This is a genomic window from Magnetococcus marinus MC-1, assembly GCF_000014865.1.
Classification (GTDB): Bacteria; Pseudomonadota; Magnetococcia; order Magnetococcales; family Magnetococcaceae; genus Magnetococcus; species Magnetococcus marinus.
The window spans coordinates 3944898-3957437 of record NC_008576.1 but is presented as its reverse complement, the minus strand read 5'-3'; the positions used below and the strand labels follow the sequence as shown (position 1 = coordinate 3957437).

General features: G+C 55.7%; 13 protein-coding genes. 11 read left to right on the top strand and 2 right to left on the bottom strand.

What is annotated here, in order from left to right:
* Nucleotides 1-17 precede the first annotated feature (17 nt).
* The 10 genes from speD to MMC1_RS16230 all read left to right on the top strand — a co-directional run bounded on the left by speD (nucleotide 18) and on the right by MMC1_RS16230 (nucleotide 9081).
* Complete coding sequence (speD, locus tag MMC1_RS16275; protein ID WP_011714730.1) at nucleotides 18-389, top strand: adenosylmethionine decarboxylase; 372 nt, start codon at nucleotides 18-20, stop codon at nucleotides 387-389.
* A gap of 49 nt (nucleotides 390-438) precedes the next feature.
* A complete protein-coding gene (locus MMC1_RS16270; protein ID WP_011714729.1) occupies nucleotides 439-849 on the top strand; it encodes a YbjN domain-containing protein in 411 nt (136 codons plus the stop codon).
* A gap of 39 nt (nucleotides 850-888) precedes the next feature.
* Nucleotides 889-1596, top strand: coding sequence for a PspA/IM30 family protein (locus MMC1_RS16265; protein WP_011714728.1), 708 nt, complete (start codon nucleotides 889-891; stop codon nucleotides 1594-1596).
* A gap of 26 nt (nucleotides 1597-1622) precedes the next feature.
* A complete protein-coding gene (locus MMC1_RS16260; protein WP_011714727.1) occupies nucleotides 1623-2261 on the top strand; it encodes a DUF4178 domain-containing protein in 639 nt (212 codons plus the stop codon).
* Nucleotides 2258-3103: a DUF350 domain-containing protein gene (locus tag MMC1_RS16255; RefSeq protein WP_011714726.1), complete on the top strand. Its 846-nt coding sequence runs from the start codon at nucleotides 2258-2260 to the stop codon at nucleotides 3101-3103. The genes MMC1_RS16260 and MMC1_RS16255 overlap by 4 nt, the downstream gene beginning before the upstream one ends.
* Complete coding sequence (locus tag MMC1_RS16250; protein WP_143711447.1) at nucleotides 3100-3696, top strand: hypothetical protein; 597 nt, start codon at nucleotides 3100-3102, stop codon at nucleotides 3694-3696. The genes MMC1_RS16255 and MMC1_RS16250 overlap by 4 nt, the downstream gene beginning before the upstream one ends.
* Complete coding sequence (locus MMC1_RS16245) at nucleotides 3693-3995, top strand: hypothetical protein (RefSeq protein WP_011714724.1); 303 nt, start codon at nucleotides 3693-3695, stop codon at nucleotides 3993-3995. The genes MMC1_RS16250 and MMC1_RS16245 overlap by 4 nt, the downstream gene beginning before the upstream one ends.
* Before the next feature lie 76 nt (nucleotides 3996-4071).
* Nucleotides 4072-5661, top strand: a complete 1590-nt coding sequence (locus MMC1_RS16240) for a polyamine aminopropyltransferase (protein WP_011714723.1) — start codon at nucleotides 4072-4074, stop codon at nucleotides 5659-5661.
* Between the two features lie 37 nt (nucleotides 5662-5698).
* Entirely contained in the window at nucleotides 5699-6019 is a 321-nt protein-coding gene (locus MMC1_RS16235; protein WP_143711446.1) for a hypothetical protein, read from the top strand.
* A 281-nt stretch (nucleotides 6020-6300) separates the two neighbouring features.
* A complete protein-coding gene (locus MMC1_RS16230; RefSeq protein WP_011714721.1) occupies nucleotides 6301-9081 on the top strand; it encodes a bacteriohemerythrin in 2781 nt (926 codons plus the stop codon).
* Between the two features lie 36 nt (nucleotides 9082-9117).
* On the opposite strand, the gene nhaR is transcribed toward MMC1_RS16230, so the two are convergent.
* Nucleotides 9118-10020: a transcriptional activator NhaR gene (gene nhaR / locus MMC1_RS16225; protein ID WP_011714720.1), complete on the bottom strand. Its 903-nt coding sequence runs from the start codon at nucleotides 10018-10020 to the stop codon at nucleotides 9118-9120.
* 191 nt (nucleotides 10021-10211) lie between these two features.
* Here nhaR and htpX point away from each other — a divergent pair, with 191 nt between their 5' ends.
* Nucleotides 10212-11114 (top strand): protease HtpX, encoded by a 903-nt coding sequence (gene htpX / locus MMC1_RS16220; RefSeq protein WP_011714719.1) that lies wholly within the window; start codon nucleotides 10212-10214, stop codon nucleotides 11112-11114.
* Between the two features lie 307 nt (nucleotides 11115-11421).
* Here the strand turns inward: htpX and MMC1_RS16215 are convergent, their stop codons facing one another.
* On the bottom strand, nucleotides 11422-12525 hold the full coding sequence (locus MMC1_RS16215; RefSeq protein WP_011714718.1) for a response regulator: 1104 nt from the start codon (nucleotides 12523-12525) through the stop codon (nucleotides 11422-11424).
* Nucleotides 12526-12540: the final 15 nt, after the last annotated feature.

Here is a 12540-nt window from a genome sequence, read left to right as displayed (position 1 = left end):
GTTAACCTAGGACGCTTGTGAAAATTCAACAGTTGATTGTGGACGCCTACCGCTGTCGTGGGCCGCTGGATGATGCCGATCTGCTGATCCACAGCATGACCCAGGCGGCGGACCTGGTGGGGGCGCAACGGGTCGGCGAGGCCCAACTGCGCTATGTACCCCATGGGGTAACTGCGGTACTGTTTTTGGCGGAGTCGCACATTTTAATCTCGACTTGGCCAGAGCATGCCTTGGCGATGGTGGATGTGCTGCTGTGTAATCCGCAGATGAACCCTTATCAAGCATGGCAGGTGATGGCGCAGCTTTTGAAGCCCCAAGGAGAGGTGCGCTTTCATGAACACATTCGTGAAATAGGTGCCATGCCCGCGCAGGAAAAACCGTTTGCCTGACGTTCAACCTTGAACGGAAACCCTTTTACCGCAACAAGAGGATCAATTTATGTCAGAGCAGAGCCATTTTGAGACCGTGCGTGGCTACCTGGAGGCGCTGGAAGTCACCATTGATCATGAGGATGCAGCCGAAGCGCTGTTTCGCATCAGCGATAACGCCCGTGGCATCGCCAACATGGTGGTGGATTGCGAGGATGATCTGCTGGTGATCGAGCAGGGGATTCTTGCCATTGGGCGCGACGATGTGGCGTTCTATAAAAAGCTGTTACAGATCAATCGGGAGCTGGTACACGGCGCTTTTGTATTGGACGATGCCGGTCAGATGTTGCTGTTTCGCGATACCTTGCAGCTGGCCAACCTGGATCTTAATGAGTTGGAGGCCTCCATCAATGCCTTGGGCTTGGGGCTTGCCACCCATGCCCAACTGTTGCTCACCTATGCCGCCGAGCAAGCGGCCTGAAGCGGGCGTCGCCAAACACGAAACCAAGGAGTAGACACAATGAGTGGACTGTTTCAACGCCTCTTTACCTGGGGTAAGTCCGAGGCGCACTCGGCGATGGATAAATTGGAAGATCCGGCCAAAATGGCCGAGCAGGGTATCCGCGATCTCCAAGCCGAGCATGCTAAAAATATGGATGCCTTAGCCAAAGTGAAAGCGCAGGTTATTCGCCTGCGGCGGGAGATGCTCACCTTGCAGGAGACGGCCTCCAACTATGAGCGCAAGGCGATGCTGCTGGTGCAAAAGGGCCAGCAAGGCGCGCTGGATGGGGCCGAGGCGGATCGTCTGGCCAGTGAGGCGCTAAGCCGCTATGAGGATGCCCAAACGCAGGCCAACCGTCTGAAGGCGGATCTGGAGAATATGGAGAAGATGGCGGCCCAGTTAGAGCGCAATGTGCAGCAGATTAAAAGCCAGATCGGTAAGTGGGAAAATGAGCTGCGTACCCTCAAGGCGCGTGCCCAAGTGAGCAGCGCCACCCGCAAGCTTAATGCGCAACTGGCCAGTGTGGATGGCAAAGGTACCATCGCCATGTTAGAGCGCATGCGTGATAAGGTGCAGGAGCAAGAGTCGCTGGCCGAGGCCTATGGTGAGATGGCGGCGGTGCCTAAAACGGTAGATGATGAGATTGATAAGGCACTCATGGGTGGTGGTGGAACACAAACCGATGCTTTGGCCGCGCTCAAGGCGCGCATGGCGGCTAAGGATTAAGTGGCCCCTGGTGGGCAGGAGTGGGAATGATGGATAGTAATCATCTGGTATTGCTCATACTGGTGGCTGGGGCTGGTTTTTATATCTACAGCCAGCAGCAGCGACGTACCCGCCGTGTGGCCAACCCCAAGCGGGCGTTGACCATTCAAAATGTTGGTGCGGGCGGGGTGGTGGCGCTGCGTGGGGTAGGGCCAGATCTGGAGGATCTGGATCTCACCATTTTGGGTCGTCACAGTTATGACGAGGATGGTTACCGTTGGTTCGAGCTACAGGGGGATGCGGGCAACCGCACCCTGTGGCTCAGTGTCGAGGATGATGACACCCTAGAGGTGTGCCTCACCCTGCGCAAGGAGCCCCTTGCAGCCCTGGGTGTGGCTGAGGCGCAGCTAAGGGCGATGCAAAAGGCCAAGCAAGGCAGCGTGCAATTTGAAGGGCAAACCTACCATTTTGACGAGGCAGGTAAGGCGATTTTCTACCGTAATGAAGACCGTTTACCCCCGAATGGCGAGGCGTTTCACTATTGGGAGTTTCTTAGCGAAGATGAGCAAAACGGTATAACGGTGGAGCAGTGGGGCAACAGTGGTAATTTTGAGTGCCATATTTATCAATGTCTGCGTCCAGCCCAATACACGGTGTATGCCCTAGAGGGGAGTGACGCCCTATGAACGACTGGCAGCAGGGGTTGATCACCATTGTCGCTTTTATGGCGCTCTATGTGCTGGTTTTGGTGGTGGGGCGGTTTTTGAATGATCGCTTCACCCCCTATTCCCTTACCCATGCCTTGGCGGTGGAGGATAACCCGGCCATTGGTCTCTCTCTGAGTGGCTATCTGTTGGCCAGCACGCTGATCTATTTGGGGGCGTTGCTGGGGCCATCCAGCGGCTCACTGATCAAGGATCTAGAGGTGGTGGGGGGCTATAGTCTGCTTGGGTTGATGTTTTTAAATCTTTCACGCTGGGTGCTGGACCGCCTGCTGCTTAACCAGTTTTGCAACCTGACCGCCATTGTTAAAGGGCGCAACATGGCCATGGGGGCGGTGCGCTTTGGGATCTATCTGGCAACCGGTTTCATTGCGGCGGGTGCGCTGCATGGTGAAGGGGGGGGGCCGCTGACGGCGAGCCTCTTTTTTGTATTGGGGCAGGGGGTGCTGATTGTTTTTTCCCGGCTCTACGACTGGAACACCCCCTACGCGTTGCAACGGGAGATTGAGCAGGGCAACCTGGCGGCGGGTATTGCCTTTGCAGGGGCCATTATGGCGCTGGGTATTCTCATTGGTAAGGGGATCAGCGGGGCCTTTGTGGGGTGGAGTGCCAACCTATGGCAATTTGCCCAGGTTTCGCTGGTGGGCATGGTGTTGTTGATGATGGTGCGTTTTGTGGTGGAACACCTGTTATTACCCGGGCACGATCTGGATGAGGAGATTGCGCGGGATCGTAATGTGGCGGCGGGTTGGGTTGAGTGCAGCGGTACCCTGGGGTTTGCCCTGCTGCTGGCGGTGCTGCTATGAAGGGGGATACGATGCAGGCCGAGGGGGTTGATTTTGGTAAGCTGGCCCTGCTTTGTGTAGGGTTGGCGTTGTTCTATTTGATTACCGCCATCTATATGGCTTCAGGCAGTGACGAAAAACAGGTCAAGCAGTGGCCCATGGCCAAAGCCTATGGCCCCATTACCACCACGCAAGAGAATCAGGTGGTGGCCCTCAAGGCCCATATTGCCCAGCGCGAAGGTAGCTGGAGTTATCTGGAGGTGGAGCTGCTGGCCTCGCCCACCGGGCCGCTCATTACCGGTTTTAGTGGCGAGATGCACTTTGAGACCGGTTATGACGATGAAGGGCGTTGGGAGGATCGGCAGGAGTGGGTGGAGCAGCGTTTGGTGATCCCTCAGCCCGGCAGCTACTACCTGCGATTTAAAGGGGGTGGCGGGGTGGTGGATAACGCGACGGCCCCCCTTGATCTGACACAATTGGATTTAGAGATTCGCACGCTGCGTGGGGGCGACCGGGGATTTAATATAGGGGTGGTGATCCTGCTGTTGTTGGGGGTGGGCTTTAACGGGTTTGCCAATGTTCGCGCCAAACAGCTACAGGAGCAGAACCCATGAACCCAACCTTAAAAGCGATGTTGGTCTTGGTGGCGGTGGCGCTGGTGGGTTGGACCGCGCTGCTGCCCGCAGCCCGCAGTGGTTATGGGTATAGCGGTTATGGCGGCCAGTTCTACCCCTATGTGGCCAACAGTGGCTCCATTTTTGGCCATCGCGGCAGCGCCACCGGCTGGGGCGGGGCGGGTGGCCGCGTCAGCGGCGGTGGCATGGGTAGCAGCGGCAGTTGGAGCGGCAGTGCCCGCAACGGCAGCGTGTTGGGTCCATCCTCTTCTGGGCGGGGATTGCGGGGAGGGAAATAGGTGTAGCGCAGCGGTGTTATCTTGGTGGGGGGCTTTTTTAGGCCCCCCACGCTTATTTTAAGCCTTTGGAACAGCCATGCAGAATAACCTTGAACATGCGCCCCACGGGGACGCGGCCCGCTCGCTGGATCTGGCCACCCTGGTCTATGCGGTCTTTACGGCGGGGCTCTGCTCCATCATCTACGAACTGCTGATTGCCACCACCGTGGTCTATTTTTTGGGGGATAGTGTGCGCTACTTCTCCCTCACCATTGGGCTCTATATGGCCTCTATGGGGGCGGGGGCCTATCTTTCCAAATATATGCAGGGCGTGCTGCTGCACAAGCTGATTGTGGCGGAGATCATTCTCGGTTTGGTGGGGGGCTTTTGTGTGCCGCTGCTCTATCTGGCGTTTACCTATGAGGCGCTGTTTCTCCCCCTGTACGTGGTGTTAACCCTGACGGTGGGTTTTCTGATTGGGCTGGAAGTGCCCCTATTAACCCGTATTTTGGAGGGCTACGACAGCCTGCGGGTGAGCATCGCCCATGTGCTTTCGTTGGACTATCTGGGGGCATTGGTGGCAACGGTGGCGTTTCCGCTGCTGCTGTTGCCGCTATTTGGCATCTTTCGCAGTGGACTCTTTTTTGGGTTGGTGAACATGTCCATCGCGGTGCTGTTGTTATGGCGTTTTGGCTCGCGTCTGGGGTCTCACCGCATCAAGAGTTACCGGTTGGCGGCATGGTCCATTACGCTGGCCATCGGCGCGGGTCTGCTGTTTGCCCAAGTGCTACTACAGGCGTGGAACCAGAGTGTCTACCGAGATCGGATTTTGCACACCGAACATACCGCTTACCAAGAGGTGGTGCTAACCAAACGGCGGGATGATCTGCGTCTCTATCTCAATGGTGCCTTACAATTTTCGACCAGTGATGAGTTTCGCTATCACGAAGCGCTGGTGCATCTGCCCATGGCCTATGTGCAGGCTGCTAAAGCGCGCGGGCCGCTCTCGGTGTTGGTGTTGGGCGGGGGTGATGGTATGGCGGTGCGGGAGCTGCTGCGCTACAACCGTATTGAGCGGATTACCCTGGTGGATCTGGATGAGCGGGTGCTCAAACTGGCGACGGAGAACCCCTATCTACGTCAAGCCAATGCCGCCAGTCTGAGCCGGGATGAGCGGGTCAAGATCCGGGTGGGGGATGCCATGCGCTTTTTGCAGGAGCGGGCCGCGTTGTTTGATCTGATTGTGGCAGATCTGCCCGACCCCAGTAGCACCGAGACGGCGCGTCTTTACAGCCGGGCTTTTTACCGGTTGGCACGCAGTAATTTGGCCCCAGCCGGGGTGTTTGTTACCCAAGCCACCAGCCCCTTTCATGCGCGGGAGGCCTTTTGGACAACCCATGCCACGGTGGCAGATGTGTTTGCCCAGGCCCGTCCTTACCATCTATTGGTGCCATCGTTCGGGGATTGGGGCTTTGTGATGGCGGGGGGGGCCGTACTGCAAACACCGCTGGAGCAGGTGGTTAAAGATTTTCCGCCTGGGTTACGGCATCTGCGCCCCGCCATGGCGACGGGTATGTTTATGTTTGGTAAAGATGTGGAAGATCCTGGTCAGTTGGGGATCTCCACCCTGGATCAGCCGCAGGTGCTGGAGCGCTATCGGGCAGGTTGGCGACACTGGGGTGGGTGATGGGGGCGGTTTATGGGAAGGCGTTGTGGGTAATCGGGTGGCAGATGGATCGGAGGCACGGGTTATGCAGGAAGATACTTCGTTTGAAGAGTGTCCCGCTGGATCTGAGGTCGAGGCATTCCATCAGCGCATTTACAGAGGGTTGCAAGAGGGTCTAAAGAGCGTACAAGCGCGCCATGAGGAGATTTTAGCGCTGCCTATGGAGGCGCGTGACGCGGATGCCAAAAGCTTTTTAGTCGATTATGCGACGGTGACGCAGGGATTGGTGCAGCTGCTTGATCCACACGTTCCCTATGATCAACGGTTGCAGCTTGCCAGCTCCTTACAAAACCTTATCATGGAACTACAACTATTGTAGCGGGTGGAGATGACTAAAATTTAGGCAATTGCCAAGCTTTAAGGGGTGGTTGGCAGAGTAGTCTGAGATTCTTTTGTGGGTTGTGTTACGATGGGTGACCAAGGTGGATGGGGTTTGCGCCGGCCAGTGGAGATGAGCAGGTGGGTATGGGCATTTAAAGGGTGTCTCTCTTTTTCTTCACGGTGGTCGCCGTGACAACTTGCCGATCACGTGTGTCGGTAGGGTGATTGTGGGTAAATGCGACCGATTTAATCAATAACCATAGGGTGGTGGGGGGCTTCATGAAACATTTAAAAATTGTGTATAAAATTGGGCTGGGTTTCATGGTGCCTGTGGTCTTGATGATCGGTGTCGGTGTTTGGAGTTATCTGGTCAGTGGCAGTGTTGCAGAAAAGTCCTACCATGCGCGGGATACCAGCGTGCGTTTGGCGCTACAAGCGAGCCAACTTGAGCTGGATGTGGTGCAGGTGCAACAGTGGCTGACCGATATTTCCGCAACCCGAGGTGCCGAGGGTTTTGATGATGGGTATGGCGAGGCAGAAAACTACTATCAAGCAGCCTTGTTCAAGCTGGATGATTTTGCCAAACATTATAAGAAGCAGGGTAAAACCGACGAGGTTGCACAGATAAAAAAACTGAGCAGTGCGTTGACAGCTTGGTATGCCGTGGGCAAAAAAATGGCCCAGGGTTATATCGAAGGCGGACCGGTGCTGGGTAACCAGCTCATGGGGGGCTTTGATGAACAAGCGGAGATTTTGCAAGGTCAGCTCAAACCCTTTTTGGATGGACAACGCCAGCAAATTTATACTTTGCTGACCATGGTTGTGGATGAAGTGAACTATTTTGAGCATGGGGTGGCGCTGCTTTCCTCGCTGTCGGTGGTGTTGGTGTTGGTGCTGGGCTACCTGATCTCGCGCACCATCACGGTGCCGGTGGCTAAAATGGTGGGTGCCATCAAACAGATGGCGGGGGGGGATCTGGTGGTGCGTTGCACCATGGACGAGCGCCGCGATGAAGTAGGCCAAATGGCGGTAAACCTAAACCGTTTGGCCGATGTGCTGTGCGAAAATATACGGATGATTAACCTGCAAGCGGCCAACATTAACTCCTTTGTGGGGGAGGTGGTGCAACTGCGGCAGGGATTGGGGGAAAATAACCGCGACCTGAACGATACCACCGAGCAGGTGGATGCCAAAAATCAGGGGTTAAGCATGGAGATCCAAGGGATCCAAAGCCATGTGGGGGAGACGGTGGTTAACTTGGAAACCCTGTTCCATGCTATCCAGGAGGTCAGCAGTGGGGTGAATACCATCACCCATGGGGTGGACGAGGCCAACAGCAATGTCAACACCATGGCTGGTGCGGCAGAGCAGATGTTGGCCAATGTGGAAGATGTGCATACACAGATGGCCCAGGTCTACACCTCGGTAGATCACGTTTCACGCTCGGTGCTGGAGTTGCAGAACTCACTCAAGGATGTACGCAAACGCTGTCAAGGGGCGGCTGCGGAGTCGGAACAGGGCAAAACCTTGGCTCAGGATGCCACCACAGTGATGGGGCAACTGACCGGTTCGGCGCGGGAGATCTCCAAGGTAGTGGAGGTCATCAATACCATTGCGGAGCAGACCAATATGTTGGCTTTAAACGCCTCCATTGAGGCGGCTGGGGCCGGTGAGGCTGGTAAGGGGTTTGCGGTGGTGGCCAACGAAGTTAAGGATCTGGCCAGTCAAACGGCCGGTGCCACGGAGACCATTTGGCACCAGATCGACACCATGCGTGGTTTGACCGAACGGGCCGAAAACAGCACCAAGCGCATTCAGGAGGTGGTGGATCGCATTGCCATGGCCAACAGCGATATCAATATGGCGGTCGATGAACAAGGTCACGCCACCAATGGGATTGCCGAGGCCACCAATCAGGTCTCCCGGGTGGCCGAAGAGGTGGCCCGCAATGCCCAGGAGCTCAGTGCGGCGGCTGGCGATGTGGCCCGGGCAGCGGCAGAGGCCGCCAGTGGCACCCAGCGTATCGCCTCCACCAGTGATGAGATCGCCCAGGCGACCCATGCCATGGAGCAGCAGGCACAGCAGGCAACCTCCTCGATTCACGCCATTCAACACGCGGCGCAGAGCACGGCGGAAGCCTCCCAGGTGGTGGGGCAGCAGTTGGCGGTTACCAGAAGTGTGGTGACGGCCATGCGCGGTTCAGTGCAACAGTTTAATGCCCTAAGCGATGTCGCCGCCGGGGTGAGTGAGGCGCTCTATGCGGCGCAATCCCGCATGGATGTTGGACCAGAGCTGTTTGATGTGCAATTGATCCGCGAGGGAATTTTGCAGGTCATGGGTCGCATCGGCCATGCCGCAACGGTGCGGGATGTTTCGTTGGTTAACGATCTGTTGGACAACCAAAACCAGCCCATGTTGGACAAATTGCGCCAGGAGCTGCCAAAATCGGTACAAGCCCTGCCGCTGTTTGTAAAAATGGAGCGTACCGCCGAGCAGTTGCACAAGAGCGGTCAAGATATTATTCACTTGGTCTCTGCGGGTGAAGAAGAGGCTCTTGAAGATGCCATGCGCTTCTACCACCAGCTACGTAACACTTTGTTTGAGCAGCTTAACCAACTCTATATGGGCAGTGATAAGGATGCCAATGCGATCGAGCCAAAAATTCGCTGGCTCAGCAGTTATGAGGTTGGTATTGAGACCATTGATAGCGATCACAAACGTTTGGTCGGCATGATGAACCAGCTCTATGCTGCCATGAAGACCGGTTCTAGCAGTCAAGTGATGGAAGAGCTGTTTGATGGCCTAATCAACTATAGTGTGGTCCATTTTCAACGGGAAGAGCGCCTGTTTGAACAGCATCGCTACCCCGATGCTGCCGGACACAGCAAACGGCATGAAGCCTTTAAAACCTACGTGCTGGGTAAGCGGGATGAGTTTGTGGCGGGGAGCAATATTCATCTGAGTCAGGATATTTTTACCTACCTGGAAGAGTGGTTGATCAACCATATTATCCATGATGATATGGCTTACGTACCCTACCTGACCAAAAAACGTGCTTAGGCACGGTTGGTTGGGCGAGTCATGGGGTGCGCAAGCTTAGTCCTCTGTGGGGGCGTGGAGGGTATCATCACGGTGCTGCTGGATCGCCTGGGCCGCCGGGTGAGACAAGCGGCGTTCGGTGGTTATGGCAAAATAGTTGGCTTGCAGTGCATCGGTGCGGCCAATGCGCACCACCTGGTGCTGGCGTATAATCTCATCCTCGATCATGCTGGGACCGTGGAAAAAGCCCACTCCGGCCTGTCCAAACGCCTTTAATAGGGCGGTGTCTTGAAACTCCGCAATAATATGTGGGGTGATGCCCTGCTGCTGCAACCAGCGGGTAATCTCCCCGCGCAGGATGCTTGCTTCGGTGGGCATAAGCATGGGCGCCTGCTGGAGCCGCTGGGGAAAGCTGCCTTCATAACGGGCGGCCAGCGCGGCGCTGCCAAAAAAGGTCACACCCCCGGTAGCCAAGGCGTGGTGGTAGGCTTTCACCGAGGTGCCCGCCAGCATAGGCCCATCGGAGATCACCATATCCAACTTGTGCGCCGCCAAATCGGCCAACAAGGTTTCTAGCTTATCCTCATTGCAGACCATATGGATCTCACGGCCACACTGGAGCGCCGGTTCAAGAAGATGGTAGGCAATGAGTTTGGGGACCACATCCGCAATACCCACCCGAAATTTTAGAGGGCGTCGGGCGGGTAGTCCCGCCAACACCTCTTGCATCTCATTGCCCAACAAAAACATCTCATTGGCATACTCATAGACCAGTTGTCCCGCATCGGTCAGCACCATGCGACGCCCGATACGGGTGAACAGGGGCTGCCCCAGGGCGGCCTCCAAGGCCTGAATTTGGGTGCTCAGCGTTTGGGGTTGCAGGCGCAAAAGCCGACTGGCCGCCGTTAAGCTGCCCAGTTGAGCGACTTTCCAGAAATAGTGGAGATGTTTATAGTTCATAATCAACACTTCGGAAAAATCTGAAAGGATATTCCATATTATCTAATTTTATTGAATAGAACAATGCTCTATAGTGCGTCTACGGTATGGGTGGTGTATGGCTGGGGTGTCGTTCGGTTGTACGCAAATCCCAGCGCCATCCCTGGTTAGGCATGCCGATGGGCATGTGAGAGAGGATTAATGAGGTCGCAATGAAACGTATTGTGCTGTTCCTAATCACCAACCTTGCCATCATGGCGGTGTTGATGGTGGTGCTTAACGTGATCTTTAGCCTGTTTGGGCTAAATCATGGTTCTATAGGAGGTATTGTGGTACTGGCGCTGGTCTTTGGTATGGGGGGATCGTTTATCTCGCTGTTTATGTCCAAATGGTTGGCCAAACGCTCCACCGGTGCGGTGGTGATTGAGCGACCACAAGACGCCACCGAGCAGTGGTTGCTCGAAACGGTGCGGCGGCAGAGTCAGCAGGCCGGTATTGGTATGCCCGAGGTGGCAATTTTTGAATCAGCCGAGGTCAACGCTTTTGCCACAGGGGCGAGCCGCAACAATGCTTTGGTGGCGGTGAGCACGGGGCTGCTGCATGGCATGCGTAAAGAGGAAGCCGAGGCGGTATTGGCCCATGAGGTCAGCCACATTGCCAATGGTGACATGGTGACCTTGGCGTTGATTCAAGGGGTGTTGAATACCTTTGTGATCTTGTTGGCCCGTCTCATTGCTGGAGCGGTGGATAGCGTGTTGTCCAGCCAAAGTGATGAGGAAGAGGAGCAGGTCAGCGGTGGCGAAGGGGGCGGCATGGCCTATTTTGTGACCTCGCTGCTGGCTGAGATTGTGTTGGGGGTGTTGGCCAGTGTGGTGGTGATGTGGTTTTCGCGCAAGCGTGAGTTCCGCGCCGACGCCGGCGGGGCCAAACTGGCCGGGCGTGAGGCCATGATTGCCGCCCTGGAGCGTCTGCAAAAGAGCCCGGTGGAGTCTCACCTGCCCGCTGAAACCGCCGCGTTTGCCATTGCCGGTAAGCGGGGTGGTTTAATGGCGCTGTTTGCTACCCATCATCCCCTGGAAGAGCGTATCGAGGCGCTGCGTCACGCTCGGTCGTGAGGCTTTCAGTGGCCCCTCTCTGCCAGTAGGGGGCCGCTGTGCAAAGGAGCCCTCCTATCCAATCCACAGGTTTCTCCCACCTGGGCTAGGATGGCTCCTTTGATTGACAGCATGAAAACCCGCAGGCCGCTCACGAGACCGTGCGCCCTGAGCCTCCCTTAGGTCGCCAAAGGTGGCGTGCTGCCACCTAAAACACTAAGACACTAAGACACTAAGACACTAAGACAGGGGGGGCAGGGCAGCCCAAACCGACACGCCGCGCAGAACCCTCTCCCCAGGGTCAAGCATCGTGCATGGGCAGCTTGGGTCACATAGAGCGGTTGGGGGGTATGGATTCTTCAGCATAGCGCTCTTTGATCTCAATAATTGTGGGTAAAACCCTTAAAAAGTGGTCCACCAGAAGCGGGTCAAACTGTATGCCCCGCTCCTGTTTAAGCAGATCAACCGCTTTTTCCACGCTCCAGGCTTTTTTGTAGGGGCGTTGGGTGGTTAAAGCGTCAAATACATCGGCTATGGCAACGATTCTCCCTGAGATAGGGATCTCTTCCCCCTTTAAGCCTTGGGGGTAGCCAGTACCGTTCCACTTTTCGTGATGGGTCAGGGCAACCTCTCGGGCCAAGACCATTAATGGGTTGTCGTGTTCTCCGATAATGTCGGCACCCATGTGGGGGTGTTGGCGCATCATGTGCCACTCGGCCTCGTCTAATTTACCAGGTTTTAATAGAATAAAATCCGGTACGCCAATTTTACCCACATCATGCATGGGGGCGGCATTGAGCAGCAGCTCGGCCCGTTCCACTGAAAAACCAGCGGCAAGCGCTAAAACCTTAGCATAGTTGCTCATGCGTATGACATGCAGACCCGTCTCGTTATCGCGATAATCCGAGGCACGGCCCAGTCGGCGCACAATCTCTAACTGCGTAGCTTGGGTCTCTTCAATCGACCTTTGCAGGGCGCAATTGGTCTCTTCCAACTGGCTGAGGGTTTGGCGTAGATCGGCGGTTCGCGCAGCAACCTGATTTTCCAAATCACGTCGCTGGTCGGCTAGGGCCAGATGGGTCACTACCCGAGATTGCAGGATGGGGGGGCTGATGGGTTTTAAAATAAAGTCAGCCGCACCAAGGATGAAGCCTTTAACCTCATCCTCAACCTGATCCTTGGCGGTAAGAAAGATAATCGGAATATGTTTGGTCTGGGGGTCGGATTTGAGCTGTTGACACACCTCATAACCATCCATGCCGGGCATCATAATATCCAGCAGAATCAGGGATGGCTGTTGAGCCCTGGCAATTTTTAAAGCCAACGTGCCGTTAACCGCCAATAAAATATTGTACGACCCACCAAGAATGCTACGCACCACATCAAGGTTTTCAGGGGTGTCGTCAACAGCTAAAATTTTCTGCTTTTCCATGATCTATCCACTTAA

Excerpts from the sequence above, each read along its gene's own strand:
- MMC1_RS16255 (WP_011714726.1), top strand. The coding sequence starts at position 2,258 with ATGAACGACTGGCAGCAGGGGTTGATCACCATTGTCGCTTTTATGGCG.
- MMC1_RS16215 (WP_011714718.1), bottom strand. The coding sequence starts at position 12,525 with ATGGAAAAGCAGAAAATTTTAGCTGTTGACGACACCCCTGAAAACCTT.
- MMC1_RS16250 (WP_143711447.1), top strand. The coding sequence starts at position 3,100 with ATGAAGGGGGATACGATGCAGGCCGAGGGGGTTGATTTTGGTAAGCTG.
- MMC1_RS16245 (WP_011714724.1), top strand. The coding sequence starts at position 3,693 with ATGAACCCAACCTTAAAAGCGATGTTGGTCTTGGTGGCGGTGGCGCTG.
- MMC1_RS16260 (WP_011714727.1), top strand. The coding sequence starts at position 1,623 with ATGATGGATAGTAATCATCTGGTATTGCTCATACTGGTGGCTGGGGCT.
- MMC1_RS16265 (WP_011714728.1), top strand. The coding sequence starts at position 889 with ATGAGTGGACTGTTTCAACGCCTCTTTACCTGGGGTAAGTCCGAGGCG.
- MMC1_RS16230 (WP_011714721.1), top strand. The coding sequence starts at position 6,301 with ATGAAACATTTAAAAATTGTGTATAAAATTGGGCTGGGTTTCATGGTG.
- nhaR (WP_011714720.1), bottom strand. The coding sequence starts at position 10,020 with ATGAACTATAAACATCTCCACTATTTCTGGAAAGTCGCTCAACTGGGC.
- htpX (WP_011714719.1), top strand. The coding sequence starts at position 10,212 with ATGAAACGTATTGTGCTGTTCCTAATCACCAACCTTGCCATCATGGCG.
- MMC1_RS16240 (WP_011714723.1), top strand. The coding sequence starts at position 4,072 with ATGCAGAATAACCTTGAACATGCGCCCCACGGGGACGCGGCCCGCTCG.
- MMC1_RS16270 (WP_011714729.1), top strand. The coding sequence starts at position 439 with ATGTCAGAGCAGAGCCATTTTGAGACCGTGCGTGGCTACCTGGAGGCG.